This is a genomic window from Nitratireductor soli (genome assembly GCF_001050155.1).
In the GTDB taxonomy this organism is placed as follows: Bacteria; Pseudomonadota; Alphaproteobacteria; order Rhizobiales; family Rhizobiaceae; genus Nitratireductor; species Nitratireductor soli.
The window spans coordinates 41,652-60,104 of sequence record NZ_LFVY01000005.1; the positions used below are offsets into that span (position 1 = coordinate 41,652).

Annotated in this window: 18 protein-coding genes and 1 pseudogene; 4 read left to right on the forward strand and 15 right to left on the reverse strand. The window is 64.7% G+C overall.

Features of this window, described 5'->3' with window-relative positions; genetic code table 11:
- Window positions 1–10 precede the first annotated feature (10 nt).
- The 9 genes from trbJ to AB843_RS07420 form a co-directional block, all read right to left on the reverse strand.
- A complete protein-coding gene (trbJ, locus tag AB843_RS07380) occupies window positions 11–769 on the reverse strand; it encodes a P-type conjugative transfer protein TrbJ (RefSeq protein WP_048646182.1) in 759 nt (252 codons plus the stop codon).
- Complete coding sequence (trbE, locus tag AB843_RS07385) at window positions 766–3,204, reverse strand: conjugal transfer protein TrbE (RefSeq protein ID WP_048646183.1); 2,439 nt, start codon at window positions 3,202–3,204, stop codon at window positions 766–768. Before trbE ends, trbJ begins: the two co-directional genes overlap by 4 nt.
- A 13-nt stretch (window positions 3,205–3,217) precedes the next feature.
- Entirely contained in the window at window positions 3,218–3,499 is a 282-nt protein-coding gene (locus tag AB843_RS07390; RefSeq protein WP_048646184.1) for a VirB3 family type IV secretion system protein, read from the reverse strand.
- On the reverse strand, window positions 3,499–3,846 hold the full coding sequence (locus AB843_RS07395; protein WP_048646185.1) for a TrbC/VirB2 family type IV secretion system protein: 348 nt from the start codon (window positions 3,844–3,846) through the stop codon (window positions 3,499–3,501). The genes AB843_RS07390 and AB843_RS07395 overlap by 1 nt, the downstream gene beginning before the upstream one ends.
- Complete coding sequence (trbB, locus tag AB843_RS07400) at window positions 3,843–4,871, reverse strand: P-type conjugative transfer ATPase TrbB (protein WP_048646186.1); 1,029 nt, start codon at window positions 4,869–4,871, stop codon at window positions 3,843–3,845. Before trbB ends, AB843_RS07395 begins: the two co-directional genes overlap by 4 nt.
- A gap of 169 nt (window positions 4,872–5,040) precedes the next feature.
- The gene (locus AB843_RS07405) at window positions 5,041–5,478 is read right to left on the reverse strand and encodes a ribbon-helix-helix domain-containing protein (protein WP_048646387.1); all 438 of its coding nucleotides are present in this window, start codon (window positions 5,476–5,478) and stop codon (window positions 5,041–5,043) included.
- A 10-nt stretch (window positions 5,479–5,488) separates the two neighbouring features.
- A complete protein-coding gene (locus tag AB843_RS07410) occupies window positions 5,489–7,477 on the reverse strand; it encodes a conjugal transfer protein TraG (RefSeq protein ID WP_048646187.1) in 1,989 nt (662 codons plus the stop codon).
- A gap of 116 nt (window positions 7,478–7,593) precedes the next feature.
- Window positions 7,594–8,067 carry a HEPN domain-containing protein gene (locus AB843_RS25495; protein ID WP_157384453.1) on the reverse strand — a complete coding sequence of 158 codons (474 nt, stop codon included), beginning with the start codon at window positions 8,065–8,067 and terminating at the stop codon, window positions 7,594–7,596.
- Window positions 8,064–8,372 (reverse strand): DNA -binding domain-containing protein, encoded by a 309-nt coding sequence (locus AB843_RS07420; protein ID WP_048646189.1) that lies wholly within the window; start codon window positions 8,370–8,372, stop codon window positions 8,064–8,066. The genes AB843_RS25495 and AB843_RS07420 overlap by 4 nt, the downstream gene beginning before the upstream one ends.
- A gap of 107 nt (window positions 8,373–8,479) precedes the next feature.
- On the opposite strand from AB843_RS07420, the gene AB843_RS07425 reads away from it, so the two are divergent.
- Window positions 8,480–8,743, forward strand: a complete 264-nt coding sequence (locus AB843_RS07425; RefSeq protein WP_048646190.1) for a helix-turn-helix domain-containing protein — start codon at window positions 8,480–8,482, stop codon at window positions 8,741–8,743.
- A gap of 72 nt (window positions 8,744–8,815) precedes the next feature.
- A complete protein-coding gene (locus tag AB843_RS07430; protein ID WP_048646191.1) occupies window positions 8,816–9,037 on the forward strand; it encodes a helix-turn-helix domain-containing protein in 222 nt (73 codons plus the stop codon).
- Here the strand turns inward: AB843_RS07430 and AB843_RS07435 are convergent.
- A complete protein-coding gene (locus tag AB843_RS07435) occupies window positions 9,020–9,979 on the reverse strand; it encodes a LysR family transcriptional regulator (RefSeq protein ID WP_082143698.1) in 960 nt (319 codons plus the stop codon). The genes AB843_RS07430 and AB843_RS07435 overlap by 18 nt on opposite strands.
- A 1-nt stretch (window position 9,980) precedes the next feature.
- Window positions 9,981–11,723: an MFS transporter gene (locus AB843_RS07440; protein WP_206412817.1), complete on the reverse strand. Its 1,743-nt coding sequence runs from the start codon at window positions 11,721–11,723 to the stop codon at window positions 9,981–9,983.
- Here AB843_RS07440 and AB843_RS07445 point away from each other — a divergent pair.
- The gene (locus AB843_RS07445; protein WP_048646193.1) at window positions 11,670–12,593 is read left to right on the forward strand and encodes a LysR family transcriptional regulator; all 924 of its coding nucleotides are present in this window, start codon (window positions 11,670–11,672) and stop codon (window positions 12,591–12,593) included. The two genes, AB843_RS07440 and AB843_RS07445, sit on opposite strands and share 54 nt — an antisense overlap.
- Before the next feature lie 103 nt (window positions 12,594–12,696).
- On the opposite strand, the gene AB843_RS07450 is transcribed toward AB843_RS07445, so the two are convergent.
- From AB843_RS07450 to AB843_RS07460, 3 genes and pseudogenes are all read right to left on the reverse strand, one after another.
- The gene (locus AB843_RS07450; protein WP_425286802.1) at window positions 12,697–13,881 is read right to left on the reverse strand and encodes an MFS transporter; all 1,185 of its coding nucleotides are present in this window, start codon (window positions 13,879–13,881) and stop codon (window positions 12,697–12,699) included.
- Window positions 13,882–13,916: 35 nt separating this feature from the next.
- Complete coding sequence (locus tag AB843_RS07455; protein ID WP_048646194.1) at window positions 13,917–15,062, reverse strand: alkene reductase; 1,146 nt, start codon at window positions 15,060–15,062, stop codon at window positions 13,917–13,919.
- Window positions 15,037–16,116: pseudogene (locus tag AB843_RS07460) on the reverse strand (TIGR03571 family LLM class oxidoreductase). Before AB843_RS07460 ends, AB843_RS07455 begins: the two are co-directional and overlap by 26 nt.
- Before the next feature lie 67 nt (window positions 16,117–16,183).
- Here AB843_RS07460 and AB843_RS07465 point away from each other — a divergent pair.
- A complete protein-coding gene (locus AB843_RS07465) occupies window positions 16,184–17,101 on the forward strand; it encodes a LysR family transcriptional regulator (RefSeq protein ID WP_048646195.1) in 918 nt (305 codons plus the stop codon).
- Here the strand turns inward: AB843_RS07465 and AB843_RS26385 are convergent.
- Window positions 17,098–18,375 (reverse strand): DUF3363 domain-containing protein, encoded by a 1,278-nt coding sequence (locus tag AB843_RS26385; protein WP_425286803.1) that lies wholly within the window; start codon window positions 18,373–18,375, stop codon window positions 17,098–17,100. The genes AB843_RS07465 and AB843_RS26385 overlap by 4 nt on opposite strands.
- Between the last annotated feature and the right edge of the window lie 78 nt (window positions 18,376–18,453).

Sequence of the window (18,453 nt, forward strand, 5' to 3'; positions counted from 1 at the left end):
GTCGCCCCCGTCAATTGTTGCCGTAGAACATCTTGGCGCTGCCGGGCTGATAGCCCGCGCCCGCCGTCAAGAAACGGCGGCGCTGCTCGCGCCCCTGTTCCGCGGCGGCGGCGCGTTCGGCATTGGTGAGCGCCTGCGCCCGGCCATTGGCGGCGACGACAGCGGTGAGATCGGCAAGCTGCTGAGTCTGAAGCGCGAGAAGCTGATTGCCGGCCTGCGTCGCCTGAAGCGCGCCGGTCGCACCCTGGCTCTGGCCGACCAGCGCCGACATCTGCGCGCGGTTGGTGTCGATATTGCTGACGACGCCGGCTTGCACGCGCATGGCGTCCTGCAAGCCGCCGACCGTGTTCTGCCAGCGCGAACGGGCGTCGGCGACAAGTTGGCTGTCGGTGGCTGACAGCGAGACGTTGCCGTATTTTTGGCTGAACATCTGGTCGATCTTCTGAACGTCGAAGGCGATGTTCTGCGCTTGGGCCAGAAGCTGCTGGGTGCGTTGGACCGACTGCTGAATCTGTTGCAGCGCGGAATATGGCAGGCTCGCCAGATTGCGGGCCTGATTGATGAGCATCTGCGCTTCGTTCTGAAGCTGCGTGATCTGCTGGTTGATCTGCTGGAGTGCGCGGGCGGCCTGAAGCACGTTCTGCGCATAGTTCGACGGATCGAACACGGTGATGGCATAAGCCGGCGGCGCCAGTATGGGCGCGATGGCGACGGGCGCAAGGAACAGCGCGGCGGTGAGCCGCGCGATACGGGAACGACGCAGTTTCATGGCAGTTTCTCCAGGTTGGTGAGGTCGGGAATGAGGTCGGCCGCCCAATCGACGCCGCGATGGCGCAGCCAGGCGTCGAGGAAGCCATCCGGGCCGTGTTCGGCGAGAAGCTGGGCGATGGTGGCCTGATCGGCCTTCGACGATGCGGCGCAGAGCGACAGCGCCACGTCGCTGAGGCCAAGGTCGAACAGGCGGTTGCCGCGTCGGGACTGGCAGTAATAATCGCGCTTGGGCATCGCGCGTGCAATGATCTCGATCTGGCGGTCATTGAGGCCGAAGCGGCGATAGATGGCGGTGATCTGCGGCTCGATCGCCCGTTCGTTCGGGAGCAGAAGCCGGGTCTGGCAGCTCTCGATGATGGCGGGCGCGATGGCGCTGCCGTCGATGTCCGACAGGCTTTGCGTGGCGAAGATGACGGAGGCGTTCTTCTTGCGCAGCGTCTTGAGCCATTCGCGGAGCTGGCCGGCGAAGCCCTCGTCGTCCAGCGCCAGCCAGCCTTCGTCGACGATGATGAGCGTCGGCGATCCGTCGAGCCGGTCTTCGATGCGGTGGAACAAATAGGCGAGCACGGCAGGCGCGGCGTCGGTGCCGATCAGCCCTTCCGTCTCGAACGCCTGAACGGTGGCCGTGCCGAGATGTTCGTTCTCGGCGTCGAGCAAGCGTCCCCACGCGCCGCCAACGCAGTAGGGTCGGAGCGCCTGCTTCAGGTCATTCGACTGGAGCAGCACGCAGAGGCCGGTGATGGTTCGTTCTCCGACCGGCGCGGAGGCGAGCGAGGTCAGCGCCGTCCAGATATGTTCCTTCACCTCGGGCGTGATGGTGACGCCCTCGCGGATCAGGATGGCGACGATCCAGTCACCCGCCCACGCCCGTTCGCTCGTCTCCTCGATCCGAGCCAGCGGCTGAAGACTGACCGATGTTTCCGAGCCATCCGTCAGCCCGCCGCCTAGGTCGTGCCAATCGCCGCGCATGGCGAGCGCAGCGGCGCGGATCGAACCGCCGAAGTCGAAGGCGAAGACCTGAGCGCCATGGTAGCGGCGGAACTGAAGCGCCATCAGCGCCAGAAGCACGGACTTGCCTGCGCCGGTCGGGCCGACGATCAGCGTGTGGCCGACATCGCCGACATGGAGGGAAAACCGGAACGGGGTCGAGCCTTCGGTCTTGCCGAAGAGCAGTGGGGGCGCTGCAAAATGCTCGTCCCGTTCCGGCCCCGCCCACACGGCACTCAGGGGGATCATGTGGGCGAGATTGAGTGTGGAAATCGGCGGCTGCCGCACGTTCGCGTAAACGTGGCCGGGCAACGATCCGAGCCAGGCGTCCACGGCGTTGATGGTCTCGGCCATCGCGGTGAAATCGCGGCCCTGAATGACCTTCTCGACCAGCCGCAGCTTTTCATCGGCTGTGCGCGGATCGGCGTCCCACACCGTCACCGTCGCGGTGACATAGGCGACACCGGCATAATCCGCGCCGAGTTCCTGTAGGGCGAGATCGGCATCCGCCGCCTTGTTCGACGCATCGGTATCGACCAGCGCCGACGCTTCGTTCGTCATCACCTCTTTCAGAATCGCGGCGATGGATTTGCGCTTGGCGAACCACTGGCGGCGGATTTTTGTCAGAAGCTTCGTCGCGTCGGTCTTGTCGAGCAGGATCGCGCGCGTGCTCCACCGATAGGGAAAGGCAAGACGGTTCAGTTCGTCGAGCAGGCCCGGTGTCGTCGCCGTCGGGAACCCGGTGAGGGTCAGCACGCGCAGATGCTGGCTGCCAAGGCGTGGCTCCAGCCCGCCGGTCAGAGGCTGATCGGCGAGCAGCGCGTCGAGATAGATCGGCGTCTCGGGGACGCGGACGCGGTGCCGGTGCGTGGATACGCAGCCGTGCAGATAGGTCAGCGTCTCGCCGTCATCGAGCCAGCGGCATTCGGGCATGAAGGCTTCGATCAGGCGAAGAAGCCGGTCGGTGCGGTCAGCGAAGGCCGACATCACCTCATTGGGGTCGATGCCGCTCTTCTCGCGGCCCTCATAGAGCCAGGTTTCCGCGCGGGCTGCGTCTTCAGCCGGCGGCAGATAGGTGAAGGTCAGGAAATAGCTGGATTCAAAATGTGCGCCCGCTTCCTCGAAATCCGCTTTGCGCTCGGCATCGACCAGCGCGGAAGCGGCGTCGGGAAAGGTGCTGGCGGGATAGGTCGCGGCCGGATGACGCTGCGCTTCCACGAAGATCGCCCAGCCCGAGCCGAGGCGGCGGAAGGCGTTGTTGAGGCGGCCGGCGACGGCGACCAGCTCGGCGGGCACGGCGCTGTCGAGGTCCGGCCCCCGGAATCGGGCGGTGCGCTGGAAGCTGCCATCCTTGTTGAGCACGATGCCGGTGCCGGCCAGTGCTGCCCAGGGCAGGAAGTCGGCAAGCCGACTGTTGCGATTGCGGTATTCGGCGAGACTCATCATCGGTGCGTTCCCCTCAGACCGTGAGATGCGCGGGGATGCGCAGATGGCGGCGGCCGACCTCGACGAAGAGCGGGTCTCGCTTCGCCGCCCACACTGCCGCGAAATGGCCGATCGCCCAGATGGCGAGACCGACCAGCCAGAGGCGCAGGCCGAGGCCGACCGCGCCTGCCAGTGTGCCGTTCATGATGGCGATGGCGCGCGGAGCGCCGCCGAGCAGGATCGGCTCGGTCAGCGCCCGATGGACCGGCACGGTGAAGCCCGGAACCTCGCTCCCCTGATCGACGACGCCCGCCATCAGACCAGTGCCCCGCCGCCGAACGAGAAGAACGACAGGAAGAAGCTCGACGCCGCGAAGGCGATCGACAGGCCGAACACGATCTGGATCAGGCGGCGGAAACCGCCCGACGTGTCGCCGAAGGCCAGTGCGAGACCCGTGGTGATGATGACGATCACCGCGATGATCTTGGCGACCGGGCCTTCGATCGACTGGAGGATGGATTGCAGCGGCGCTTCCCACGGCATGGACGAGCCGGAGGCATGGGCGGGCGCGGCCATCAAGAGGCTCACCATGGCGGCGGATGCCGTCGTGGTGAGGTAATGGTGCATTTGGGACGGGCGCAGGGAGCGCAGACGTTGGATCATGGACGGTCTCCTTTGGAGTTGGGGCTGAGGGCATGGCTGAGAGAGGCCGCACCGCCGTCGCCCTCGATGACGGCGGGCGCGACGCGGTAATCGCCGTCCGGGCCGAGGCCATCGACACGGGCGAGTTCGGACAGCCGGCGCGCGGAACCGCGCCCGGTGAGGACGGCAACAAGATCGATCGTCTCGGCGATCAGCGCGCGCGGAACGGTGACGACCGCTTCCTGAATGAGCTGTTCCATCCGGCGCAGCGCGCCGATGGCGCTGCCGGCGTGGATCGTGCCGACGCCGCCGGGATGGCCAGTGCCCCATGCCTTCAGGAGGTCCAGCGCCTCCGGGCCGCGTACTTCGCCGACCGGGATACGGTCGGGGCGCAGGCGCAAGCTGGAGCGAACGAGATCCGACAGGGACGCCACGCCATCCTTGGTGCGCATGGCAACGAGGTTCGGCGCGGCGCATTGCAGTTCACGCGTGTCCTCGATGATGACGACGCGATCGGAGGTCTTCGCCACTTCGGCCAAGAGGGCATTGGTCAGCGTCGTCTTGCCGGTGGACGTCCCGCCTGCCACGAGGATGTTGGCGCGGGACGCGACGCCTGCACGCAGCGTCTCGGCTTGGCGCGCGGACATGATCCTGGCCTGGACGTAATCGTCGAGCGTGAACACGGCGACTGCGGGCTTGCGGATGGCGAAGGCCGGCGCCGCCACCACGGGCGGCAGCAGGCCCTCGAACCTCTCCCCTGTCTCCGGCAGTTCGGCCGAGACACGCGGAGCGCCGGCATGAACCTCGGCGCCGACATGGTGCGCGACCAGGCGCACGATCCGCTCCCCATCGGCGGGTGACAGTCGCTCGCCGGTGTCGGACAGTCCTTCGGAAAGTCGGTCGATCCAGATGCGCCCGTCCGGGTTCAGCATCACCTCGACGACGGCGGCGTCTTCGAGAAACCGGGCGATGGCCGAGCCGAGCGCGGTGCGCAGCATCCGCGCGCCTCGCGCCAAGCCTTCCGATTTGTGATGTGAAACGGCCATCTGATCCCCGTGTCCGCCGGGGAGACATCAGACGGTCCCCGGACGGGGATAATTAAAAGAGCCGGAAATTAGGCTGATTCAACAAGTATCTAACACCCGGCGGCCATAGCGAAGAAACGGCGGTAATCGGCGGGATTGAATACTGCCGCCGGTGGCCACTGGACTTCGGCTATTCTGGATCGGCGGTCCCGTCACGGCGTGAGTCGATGTCGCGCGACAGGTCTTTGAGGAACCGATCGCCTGTCGCAAGCCGCCGGCCCAGGGATTGCAGGAAGCCCTCGAACCGCTCCGCACCCTTGGCTCTCGCCGACGCCTGCGCGCTTTCAGGCAGTGGCGGTGTGACGGTCAGCCAGAAGCGAATGAACAGCGACAGCGTTTCGCCGATAATGGCGACATCCTCGTCCAGCCCGTCGATCTGGCGACTGATCTTGTCCATGCGCCGGGCGAACACCGCCTCCAGCCGCTCCGACGCATCGGCCGACAGGAACGACGCCACGGCCGCTTCGATCACGGCGGATTTGGAGATGTTGCGGCGAAGCGCCAGCGCCTCGACCTTCTTCAGAAGCTCCGGCTCGAAATAGACGTTCATGCGGGTCTTGGTCTGCATGGCCGTCACCTCAAAGCTCGATGCCGTCGGCAGGGTCCATCGTCGCCTGCCGGGCGACGGACGTGACCTGCTGACGAAGGCTGCGCGCCTTGGCGGCGTCCACGTCGGCTTCGTCGTCCAACACGTCGAACTCGTGCCCGGCGGGACGTTCCGGCTGCGCGATCTCCTCATGTTCGGGCAATTCCGGTTCGCGGCGGATGCCGGCGTTTGCCGGATCAGTGCGGGCGCCCGCGGCGCTGCCCTGCGCCGCGCCTGCCGATGCAAGGGGGATCGTCAACGCTGACCAGTCGTCGGCCGGCGGCGTCGATCGCTTCGGACTCGCTGGCTTTGGCGGCGGGAGAAGCCGCTCCCTGAACCGGGCATCCTCGTAATAGCGCGCCTTCTTCGCCCGGACCGGCGGCACGCCCGCGACCAGCAGCAATTCGTCGGTTGGCGGAAGCTGCATCACCTCGCCGGGCGTGAGCAGCGGCCGGGCCGTCTCCTGCCGTGAGACCATGAGATGCCCCAGCCAGGGCGACAGCCGATGGCCGGCATAGTTGGTGGAATCGCGCATTTCGGTCGCGGTGCCGAGCGCATCGGATACGCGCTTGGCGGTGCGCTCGTCATTGGTGGCGAAGGCGACGCGCACATGACAGTTGTCGAGCACGCTGTTGTTTGCGCCATAAGCCTTCTCGATCTGGTTGAGGCTTTGCGCGATCAGAAAGCTCTTGATGCCGTAGCCCGCCATGAACGCCAGGGCGCTCTCGAAGAAGTCGAGCCGACCGAGCGCCGGAAACTCGTCCAGCATCAGCAAGAGCCGATGACGATTGGCGGATGTGTTGAGGTCTTCGGTCAGGCGGCGACCCACCTGATTGAGAAGAAGACGGATGAGTGGCTTGGTGCGGTTGATGTCGGACGGCGGCACCACGAGGTAAAGGCTGACAGGTCGTTCTCCTGTCACCAGATCGGCAATGCGCCAATCGCAGCGCGCCGTTACTTTCGCCACCACGGGATCGCGATAAAGCCCGAGGAATGACATCGCGGTGGAAAGCACGCCCGAGCGTTCGTTGTCGGACTTGTTCAGCAGCTCGCGCGCCGATGACGCGATAACGGGATGGACGCCGGCCGCGCCGAGGTGTGGCGTGTTCATCATGGCGCGCAACGTCGCCTCGACGGGGCGCTTCGGATCGGAGAGGAAGTTGGCGACGCCGGCGAGCGTCTTGTCGGCTTCCGCATAGAGGACGTGAAGGATCGCGCCAACCAGCAGCGAATGGCTGGTCTTTTCCCAGTGATTCCGCTTGTCGAGCGCGCCTTCTGGATCGACCAAGATGTCGGCGATATTCTGCACGTCGCGGACTTCCTTGTCGCCGCGCCGCACCTCCAGCAGCGGATTGTAAGCCGATGATGCGGGATTGGTCGGATCGAACAGCAGCGTCCTGCCGTGATGCGAGCGGAAGCCCGCCGTCAGTCCCCAATTCTCCCCCTTGATGTCGTGAATGATCGTGCTGCCGGGCCAGGTCAGCAGTGTGGGCACAACCAAGCCCACGCCCTTGCCGCTCCGCGTCGGCGCGAAGCACAGCACATGCTCCGGCCCGTCATGGCGCAGGTAGTCATGACTGAGCCGGCCGAGCACCACGCCGTCTGCGCCAAGTAACCCGGCCGCCCTGATCTCCTCCGGTTCCGCCCATCGCGCCGAACCGTAGGTCGCGACGTTCTTCGCCTGCCGCGCCCGAACAAGAGAAAGTCCGATGGCGACGGCGATGGAGATAAAACCGCCGGACGCAGCGATGATCGCCCCCTCCACGAAGATGGAGGGTGCATAGGCGTCGTAAAAATACCACCACCAGAAGAAGGCGGGTGGATAGTGGATCGGCCAGCCCGCCAGGGTAAACCATGGTCCACCGAGTTGGGCCTGAAAGCCGAGCCGCCAAGCCGTCCATTGTGTCGCCGTCCATGTGGTCAGAAGGACGATGGTGAAAACGACGGCGACCTGGCCCCAAAGGATCTGACCTCCACGCATACAAGCTCCGATCGGCAAGAGAGACGGAGCCGATCAGAGAATAAGCCTTTGGGCGACAAGCAACAGAAAAGATCAGGCATCGGGCTATAGGATACCATGGCGAAGAAATAGGACGGTCAGAACCGCCCCGGATGCGGCGCCTTACCTGTCCCCGACACGTAGGCGTCGATAACGCTGAGAAGATCAGCAAGGATGCACAGCGACTCGTCCACATCCGGCAACGGCTGAAGCAGGGGCTGCGGATAGCGAAAGGCTTGCAGCGCATGGGGTTGGTCGAGCATGTCGATGAGCGGCAGGAAATCTCGATTATCGAGAGGGCGCAGGCCGCCGTCGACAGCTCGACGACAGCACCGCTCCAATCCGTGGCCCATCAACATGAGATACTCTTCGTCTTTTCCCTGAAAGCTAAGTGCCGCCTTCAACGAGAGTTCGATGGCGTGCGCGAAGAGATGGAAGAACGGAAGGCGGACGGCTTCTAGCGGGGCGGTGCATCGCCTCAGTCGGCCGGCCGCTTCCCCATACGCTTTCGCCAAGGAGAGATATTGCAGGTCGCGACCGAGTTCGGCGGTCCGGCCGCCCCCGACTATCAAACGCGATCACCCGACGACGATCGCGCGTCGATCGCGGCCTGTTCGAGAATCTTGCGGTAGCCGGTCTTCGTCATCCACTGCGCGCGGGCGAGATGACTTTCCCAGCAGGCGCGTGTCCGATCGGTTTCGGCGACGGGATCGCGATGCAGCACGATGCACGCCACCTCCGTCCAGTCCGCCTTGTCTGCCTCGGCGTCGAGCAGGCGCATGTAGGTTACAAAATGTGCCTCGTCATAGATCGTGATCTCCGGCCCGGTCGGGGCGAGATCATCGACATCGGGGTCAAGCTCGGGTCGCACCCGCATTGCACGGCCCTCCTTCGGACCTCTGGCTCATCGGAATCCTGAAATGGGATAATCCTGAATCAGGATTAGCGGAACAGCTCCCCTTTTTCAACGGAGAGCCGTCCCGAATGCAGAAATCCTTGCGCACCCCCCGACAACTACTTCTGCAATCCCTGCTAGTCGAAGCGCGCAAGGACAAAGGACTTACACAGGCCGAGTTGGCAACCGCGCTGGGCAAGCCGCAATCTTTCGTCGCCAAGTATGAGAATGGCGAGCGGCGGATTGATGTCGTAGAGTTCGTGGACATTACTGCGGTCTTGGGCGTGTCCACCGCCGATCTCCTGGCCAGAATCGAGCCGGTCGCGGGCACGTCGCGCCGCTCAGGCGAGTGAATACCACAGGCAAGAACGAATCGGAATGATCGTTCCTGGAACGATCATTCCTGCGCTGGTTCCTCTCGCGCCATGGATCTCAAGGAGGTCATGGCGGTCAACCTGCGTCGGACGCGTCATGACAAGAACATGACGCAAGAGGAACTGGCTGATCGCGCCAGCCTGAGCGCTCGCTACATCGGCGCGATCGAACGTGCGGACGTGTCGGCCAGCGTGACGGTGTTGGGGCAGATTGCCGATGCGCTCGGAATCGAACCGGGCGAGCTTCTGAAATCGTCAGACGGATCGCGCTGAACGGCTCATTTGGATCGCGAGATCGAGCATGTTCCGGAGGGCCGGGCTGCGGTTGTGCGGCGACCATACGGCGCTGAACCGGGCTTGCTTCGTCTCGTCGGCGATCGAGCGAAACACGACGCCCGGGAACCGGACATGGGTCGTGGCTTCGCTGGTCAGCGTTATGCCATCACCCGCTGCCACCATGTGCATCAGCGTGTCTCGGCCGACGTCGAACCGATGGATTTGCGGAGACCGCTCCCGCTCGACGACGCGGTGAACGACGTGATCGAACACTTGGGGGCCAGAGCCGCCATCGCGTACGAGAAAGGTTTCCGGCGCGAGATCGGCCCAGGTGATGACCGGCGACGAGGCCAGCGGGTGTTCCGCCGGCAAAGCGATCACAAGGGGCTCTTGCCAGAGTTCACGGGAGTGACAGTCCGGGGCTTCGACGGCGCCGACGACAAAGGCGACATCGAGTTGGCCGTCGCGTACCAGGGCGATCGTCTCGGAGGATCGGCCCTCCATGATGGCTTGCTCGACCTTTGGATAGGCTGAACGGAACCGGCAGCGCAGATCGGCAAGGAAGCCGAAGGCGATTGAGGCGTGCAGCCCGATGGCAAGCCGGCCCTCTCCACCATTGGAGACGGCGCCCGCGGTCCGCACCGCATAGTCGAGATGATCGATACCCGCCGATACCTCGGCGATGAAACGTCGTCCGGCCTCGGTCAGCCGCACGCCGCGATGCCGTCGCTCGAACAGAACGATACCAAGCGCCTCTTCCAGCGCCTTGATCCGGGCGCTGACGCTCGACTGCGTAACCCCTAATACATTCGCAGCATGACGGAAGTTCAGGACGTCGCCGACGACAACCGCATGACGAAGCGCAACGAGCGGGATTTGCCCAAGCTGAGCTTGGGAAAATTCGGTTGACTTGTTCCGGGTTCGTGCGCTTCGCCGCATCTTACGTCGTCTCTTCCGCCTCGGAAGGCGCGGCTTCACGGCGGAGCGTGAGCAGGCATACCGCAGCCGTGATCGTGGCAAGCAATGCGAGAATGATAAGGATGGTCACAAAGGCGTCCGTGTAGGCGCTATGGATCACGGCGGTGAGCGACAGATCGTTCGTGGGACTGGCCGGGGCCGCAGCGCCGTGTGCGCCTGAGCCGATGCCCGCCGCGATCTCGGCGGCTCCGAGTGGCAGCGTAATGCCTTTTTCGGATACGGCGGCTCCAAGATTATGGGCTGTCAGTCCGATCAGCGCAGCCCCGATGGCGGCGATGGCAATGGCCTCACCTGCAACGCGGCTGGTCGTGAAGATGCCGGAGGCTATGCCGGCACGTTCCTTCGGAACGACGCTGACTGACAGCGCGTCCATTAAGCCCCAAGGTAGGCCATTGCCGATGCCGATCAGCAACATCGGCAGGATCATCGGCCAGACACCTCCCTCGGGCGAAAGCCGCATGAGAAGTAACGCGCCGATGGCGGAAATCAGGAAGCCGATGCCTGAGAGAATGCCCGGCGCGATCCACTTCGCGAGCGTACCTGCCAGAAGTGGCACGATAAGCATCGGTGCCGTCAGCGGAAGGATTGCGAGGCCGGCGGCAAACTCGTCTCGGCCTTGAATGGCGATGAACCAGATCGGCAGATAGACGATCAGCGCTACGAAGCTGAACCCTGTCGCCACCGGCAGGAGTTGCACGCCGATGAAGCGCGGGTATCTGAAAAGCGAAAGGTCCAGCATGGGCCGCGCCTGTCGAAGTTCGACCCCCACGAATGCGGCGAGCAAAGCTACCGAGCCTGTGAACAGGCCGATCACGCGCAAGCTCGCCCAACCGTGCTGCGGCCCCTGCACAACCGCAAAGGTGAAGCTGACCAGCGCCGCCGTGAACAGGATCGTGCCCGGCCAGTCGATGCCCTTCGCCTCCGGGTCACGCGACTCCCTGATCCTCGGCGTTCCGAGTAGCAGTATGAGCAGCGAGACGGCGGCAATGCCGTAGTAGAGCGCGCGCCAGCCCCAGTGCTCGATGATGAAGCCTGACGCCATCGGCCCGAAAGCGAGACCGACGCCGAAGGCGGTGCCGAGGAAGCTGAAGGCGCGCGGCCGTTCCGCCTCCTCGAACTCCTGCGCGAGGAGCGATGTCGCCGACGTCAGGACAAGTGCCCCGCCGATGCCCTCCACGGCCCTCAACAGATTGAGCAGTAGAAGGCTGGGCGTCAGGCCGATCAGAATGGAGGTGGCGGTGAAGATCACCAGACCGACGACGAAGCAGCGCTTGCGGCCGATCTGGTCGCCGAGCGCGCCGGCTGCCATGACGCAGCCGCCGAAGGCGATGGCGTATGCGTTGACGATCCAGCTCAAGCTTGCCTGGTCGCCGCCGAGATCGCGCCCGACAGCAGGTGTAGAGATCGCCGGCCCGGTGAAGACCAGCGGGATGATGACTGCCGATAAGCAGATGGCGGCGAGAATCTTGTTTCGGCCGTCGGTGGTGGCCAGCCCTTGTGTAGCGTCCATTGGGAACTCCGTTGCGCCGCGCGGGAGCGCACGGCGAAACGGCGGTTCCAGAGACGCGGACTGTTTCCCGCAACCGTAATTCCTGCTATTGAATAGGATAATATGGCATTTTCGCAGATTGCTTCTGCATGTGGTGCAGCAATGAATGGTTCCTACTTCGATCAGGTCGCGGCTTTTCTCGCCACGGTCGAGCATGCCGGCTTCACGGCGGCCGGGGCGGTGCTGAACCGCGACGGATCGCTCGTGTCGCGCCGCGTCACGGCGCTGGAAAAGCGCTTGGGCGTTAGGCTTCTGGAGCGCACAACGCGGCGTGTCGCGCTGACCGAAGCCGGCGAGATATACTATCAGCGAATGCGCGCGGCGGTGCAGGTTATGACCGAGATCGACGCGGAAGCGGCCGAGGCGTCGGGCACGGTGCGCGGCACGCTGCGCTTGTCGCTTCCTGCCACCTTCGGGCGAATGTGGATCGCGCCCGTGCTCGACCGCTTCTTGTCCGAGCATCCCGGCCTCACGATCGAGGCGCGATATGAAGACCGCTATGTCGATCTCGTCGCTGAAGGCTTCGACGTTGCCGTACGGATCGGCGAACTTGCCGACAGCCGTCTGATCGCTCGCAAACTCGCGCCTGCGCGCCGCCTGCTCTGCGCCTCTCCGGACTATCTGAAGGCGCGTGGCGTGCCCATGGACCCCACCGACCTCACCGCGCATGCCTGCATCGGCTTCTCGCGCTTGGCCTCGCACCCTGTCTGGCATCTGCAAGGAAGCGATGGCTCGCTTGCCGTCCGCATATCCGGGCCGCTCGTTACCGACGATGCGACGAGCCTGGTCGAGGCCGCCGTCTCCGGGATCGGCATTGCAATGGTGTCCGACTGGCTGGCGGGGCCAGAACTGGAGAGTGGCCGGCTGACGCCGGTCCTTCCCGGCTATCCGGTGGCCGCGCCCGAGGCGATCTATGTCGTTCACCCGTCCGCGCGTCTGGTCCCCGCCAAAACCCGAGCCTTTGTCGAGTGGCTGACCGAGATCATGCCGCCCAGCATCAAGAGGCTCCCGATTTCGGCGCAATGACGCGGTTGCGGTTGGGGTTGCGAACCGCGCTGAATGACATGCCGCGTCGCGTGGAGGCCGTTCCTCCTCAATCTGAGTGGGAGCCAGGCAGCAGGGCATCGGTTCAAGCCTCGCTTGCCGCCGGCCTGACCTCGCCCCGGCTGTGATGCGCTTCGCGTTTGTCGAGGTAGCCGCTCCACAAGGTCAGCAGCAGGCCGACGCCGACCATGACGGCGCCCACCCACGGCGTAGCGCCCAGCCCCAGGCGGGAGTCGGCCACCGTTCCGCCGATGAAGGCGCCGAGCGCGATCCCGGCATTCGCGGCCGACACGTTGATAGTGGAAGCGATGTCAACGCTTCCGGGCCGATAACGCATGGCAAGCTGCACGACATAAAGCGCCAGACCCGGAATATTGCAGAACATCAGTGCGCCGAGCACGCCGAGCGTCAGGATCGAGCCGATCATGGACGGAGCTGTGAAAGTGAAGATCAGCAGTACGGCCGCCTGTGCGCCGAGCATCAGCACCAGCGCCGGCACCACCGCCTTGTCGGACACCCGACCACCGAGGAAGTTGCCGACGATCACCGACACGCCGTAGAGGGCAAGCATCCAGGCTACACCATTCGGGCTGAAGCCCGTGATGTCCGCGAGGATGCTGGGGAGATAGGCGAAGGCGACGAACGTGCCGCCCCAGGCGCAGAAGTTCATGCCGAACGCCATCAGCAGCCGCCCGCTACCGAGCACCTTGATCTGGTCCATGAGGCTTCCTGCCGGCGCGATGTCGATCTTCCGGGGCAAGGTCGCCGCCATGGCGACGAACGACACAAATCCCACTGCCGCGACGAACCAATAGGACATGGGCCAGCCGAAGCGCTGGCCGATGACGGTGGCTATCGGCACGCCGGCCGCGACCGCGATCGACAGGCCACCGAACACGATCGCCACCGCCGAAGCTCTTCGGTCTTCCGAAACGAAACTCGCGGCGATGGCCGCGCCAACGCCGAAGAAGATGCCGTGCGGCAGCGCAGTGACGACGCGCGCGGCGATGAGCACCTCATAGCTGGTGCTCATCGCCGCTGCTGCATTGGCGACCACGAACAATGCCATTACCGCCAGCATCAGCGTCTTGCGCGAAAGGCTTCCCGTCAGGGCTGCGAGGATTGGCGACCCAAAACTGACCCCTAACGCATAGCCGCTGATGACCAGCCCGGCGCGTGCGAGATTGACCCCGAAGTCATCGGCAATCTGCGGGAGAACGCCGACGCTCGCATATTCGGTGGTGCCGATGGCGAATCCGCCGACCATCATCGCCAACAAGGCGGGCAGTCTGTTCGTGCTCGTAATCAAAGGGAATCTGCCTTCTCGGGTTGGGCCGCGGCAGCACGCGTGGCGCTGGAGTAAAAGGTCGGGTAGTCGGTGTAGCCATGGGCATCGCCGCCGTAGTGGGTGTCGCGGTCGGCTTGTGCGAGCGGCCAGCCGTTGCGAAGCCGGGCGACGAGGTCCGGGTTGGCGATGAAGGGCTCGCCGAAGGCGGCGATATCGATCAGGCCATTGGCGATGTGCTGTTGGGCTAGCTCGCGCGTCATGCCGCCGGCAAGGATCAATACGCCTTTGAAACGACCCCGAAACCGCACGAGAAATTCCGAAGGGATAGCTGCGCTGCCCCGTGATTTCTGGTCCATGAGATGGACGTAGGCGATGCCGCGCGTCGACAGTTCGTCGGCTAGGTGGAGATAGGTTTCCTCGATCTCGGGATAGGCTCCCATGTCGAAGAGCCCGCCGAAGGGAGACAGCCGCACCGCGGTCTTCGCCGCGCCGATCCCGGCGATGACGGCGTCGATCGTCTCAAGCAGGAAACGGGTGCGGCCTTCCAGCGTGTCGCCGCGATAGGCATCGGTGCGGTCGTTGACGAGCGGATTGATGAATTGTTCGATCAGATAGCCGTTCGCACCGTGAAGCTCGACACCATCGAACCCCGCCTCGACCGCATTGGCGGCAGCCTTGGCGAAATCGTCGATTACCCCACGCACCTCTTCGGTCGAGAGCGCTCGCGGTCGGGAAACATCGACAGGCCCCGGAGAGCCGTCGTCGCGTAAGCCCCAGGCCTGGGAGTTGGCGGCGATCCTGTCGGTCGAACTGACCGGCGCGATCCCACCCAGCTGGTTCGAAACATGGCTCACACGTCCGACGTGCCAGAGCTGGGCGAAGATCACGCCGCCTTCCGCGTGAACCGCTTCGGTGGTCTTGCGCCAACCGGCAATCTGTTTGGCGGTGTAGATACCCGGGATGAACAGAAAGCCTTCGGCCGCGCGCGAAATCGGCGTCCCTTCGGTGACGATCAGGCCGGCGCTGGCGCGCTGACGGTAGTATGTCGCTGTGAGATCGTCAGCGACGCCATCGGGCGCTCGTGAGCGAGTCATCGGAGCCATCGCGATGCGATTGCGCAGTACGAGGCTCCCCCGCTCAAACGGTTCGAACAGTTTGCTCATCGGCAGTTTCCTTGTGAGGTCGGGAAAGTGGACCGGCTGCCGCCTCGCCAATTCTGGGGAGGATCTCGCGGGCGAATTCGTCGATCACCTGCGGCAGCGGCCGGCGGGACGGGCGCAGCAGCACGGCCAGATGATCGACGCCCGCACCGCGAAGCTGCTCAAGATGGTCGAGGAACGGCTTGCGGCCGATGCGCGCGCCGAACCGGCGGGGCGTCGGCAACTCGTCGGGATCATCGGCAAGATCGAGATGAAAGGCGCTGATGAAGACGCCGCGATTCACCCCGGCGGCCTGCCGAAGCCGCCGGAACTCCGCCGCCTGCGCCGCCATCCGATCGAGATTGCCGGGATAGACGAAGCGCCCATCCATGTTGCCGGCAATCCACTCGTCGGATTGCTGACCGTTACCGGCGATGATGGTGGGAATAGTTCTTCGCGCAGGCTTAGGGAGCAGGTCTAGTTCGGCGGCTATGCGTCCGTCGCCGAGCGGCAGTCTGCCGTTCTTCCAGGCGTCGCGCATATAGCCGAGGCTCTGGCGGAAAGTCTCGCCACGGCCCTCGAAGTCGAGACCGAGCAGCGGATACTCCACCGGACGGTCGCCTCAGGCGAGGCCGAGGATCAGCCGGCCGCCCGACAGGCAATCAACCGACGCGGCCGCCTTCGCCACCATCATGGGATGGCGGAACGGCAAGACGATGCCTGCCGTCACGAGCGCGACATGCTTCGTGATCCCTGCGAGGAAGCCGAGATTGACGAAGGGATCGTAGATCGAACCCGCGTCCCCGAAGTTCCGCGGATCGAACACCGGAACGTCGCGCATCCAGATCGCGGCGAAGCCCGAGGCGTCGATCTGCCGGACCAACTCGGGGTAACGGGAGAGATCAGGCACGCCGTGCGGGCGTCCGTCCGCGATGCGACGCGCTTCGCCTTCCGGCGACCAATCGTTATCGAGCGGAAGTTCGATGCCCAGCGTCAGTTGGCCGGGACGATTAATCAGATCAAGTGCAGTTGCGGAGCGGGAGTGCGTATTCATACCCGCACCGTAACCGCTCGCCATTCACTCGATAATCCGCTATTATGGAACGTCAGCGGTGAAATGAATTCGTGAGTGAGGATGAGCGGCCATGAACAATCGTGCCGGAGAGATGGAGGTGTTCGTCGAGGCCGTTGATCGCGGCAGCTTTGCCGGCGCAAGTCGAGCGCTCGGCCTGTCGCCCTCGGCTGTCAGCAAGGTCGTTGGCCGCATTGAAACCCGACTTGGGACGAACCTGCTGATCCGTTCAACCCGCTCGCTCAGTTTGACCCAGGAAGGCGAGATCTACCTGCGGCGTGCCCGCAATGTACTGGCCGAGATTGACGATACGGAGCGCAGCATCACCTCGGGATCGTGCTCCACACCGCGCGGCCTGCTTAGGGTCAACGCCTCGGTGCCGATTGCGCACTGCGCGATAACACCGCTCCTGCCAGCTTTCCTCGCCCGCTTCCCGGAGATCGAAATCGACCTTTCGCTCGATGACGGCATGGTCGATCTGATCGAGAACCGTACCGATGTGGCGATCCGCGTGGGGCCGCTGCAAGATTCCGGTCTCAAAGCCCGAAAGCTATTGGAAAGCCGTTATGCCGTCGTCGCCGCTCCGTCTTATCTGGAAAGCGCGCCGCCACTGCGAACGCCGGCCGACATCGCCCAGCATCAGTGTATCGGCTTCAACTTCCGGCGCTCGATGCACGAATGGCCGTTCCGTCAACGTGAAGACGATACAATGACCTACGCCCCGCTTCGCGGGCGGATGCGGGTCAACAATGGCGAAACCGTCCGAAGGCTTGCTCTCGCCGGCATGGGGCTGGCCCGCTTGGCCCGATACCATATCGAGCCGGATATCGAGGCGGGTTCGCTAGTGGCGGTGCTTGAGGACTTCAATCCCGGCGACATCGAGCCCGTTAGCGCTGTCTATGTCGGCCATGAGCATCTTGCTGCACGTATCCGTGCGTTCGTCGATTTCCTCGCCGAGCATATGGCGGTCGGTTCGAAAGCATCAGCTTAGATGCCCAATCCCCGCTGCCGCCCCAACTGCCACGACACCGATCCGCCCTGCATGATGCCCGCGACCTCGCGCCCGAGCTGACGGTCGATGACCGGCCGCCACGGGACAAGCGTGAACTCCTGAGATTTTTCAACGATGGCGAATTTGCCGCTCGATAGCTGCACGGTCCCGGCGAAGGTGCCCGCGACGGTTTCGCCATCGGCGGCAGCTCGGAACGGTTTCGCTCTCTCCTGCGCCAGCGCCGCGCCGGTGCTGGCCACTTCGCGCTCCTGAAGCGTGGCGATCAGATTGCGCCGATAAGCGATGCGACCGTCCGTCTGACGGATGGCATCGCCCCGGTCGATCAGAGTCTCGCGTCGCCGCTCCATCGCCTCGCGCACTTGGTCGCCAAAACCAGCGGCCGACAGGTCCGACGCGCCTGCGCCGACCAGCCGCCGATCGAGCCAGGTCGCGCCGTCCGATCCGATCTGGCGCTCGAGGTCGAAGGTCGAAAGGATACGGATATTGATACGGGCATTCCGGCCCGCGTCATGCGCGGTAGCGCGCGCCTCGAAATCCTCCGGGATGCGCCATTGATCGGCGTCGATCCGCTCCGCAATCCCGGCCCGCCGCAACGCTTCCAGGCGACGGACATGGGCATCGACGAAGCCCTCATAGTCCCCACCCGGCACACGACCATCGAACCGGGCCTGCTCCAGATGCCGGCTCGGCCGATAGATGTAGTCCTCGGCCATGCCGGCGATGGCGCGATCGGACGGGCGGACGGCGCTGTCCGGCGGCCCGATCTCGATGACGCTGCCGATGCGGGCGTCTTCGACGCGGGCCGGGTCGATGCCGGCGACATGGTGCGTGCGTCCGTCGATGCCATCGACCACCAGTGTCAGGCTCTCCCCCAGTTCGTCGGTGAGGTGCTTGTCGATGACGCGGCCGGTGATCGACGTCGCGGGCGCGGCGTCATGAATCTCGAAGCTCATCGGATCGCGCTCGGCGCCCTCGGCCCCGAGCGCCTTCTGCATGGTGCGGATAATGTCGCCCCGCTCGCCCATATCGCGCAGCGTCGGCTCCAGCCGTTCGCTCAACTCCCAGACGCCCGGTGCGTGTTCGGTGGCGAGGCCCATGTCGCGAAGCTTGCGGAGACGGCGCAGCCGCATGGTCCGATCGGACTGGCCGCGCAGATCGTCCGGTTCATGGCGCAGGTCGATGAAACGGTCATCGGCTTCGGCGATCATCGCTCGGTCGATACGGGTGAGCCGGTCCTGGTCGATCTCCGCCATGAGCTTGCGGCGCTGCTCGATCTCGGTGACGGGACCGAGTTCCAGCGTCGCCAGTGCGCTCGCCCGCTCGCGGATGCC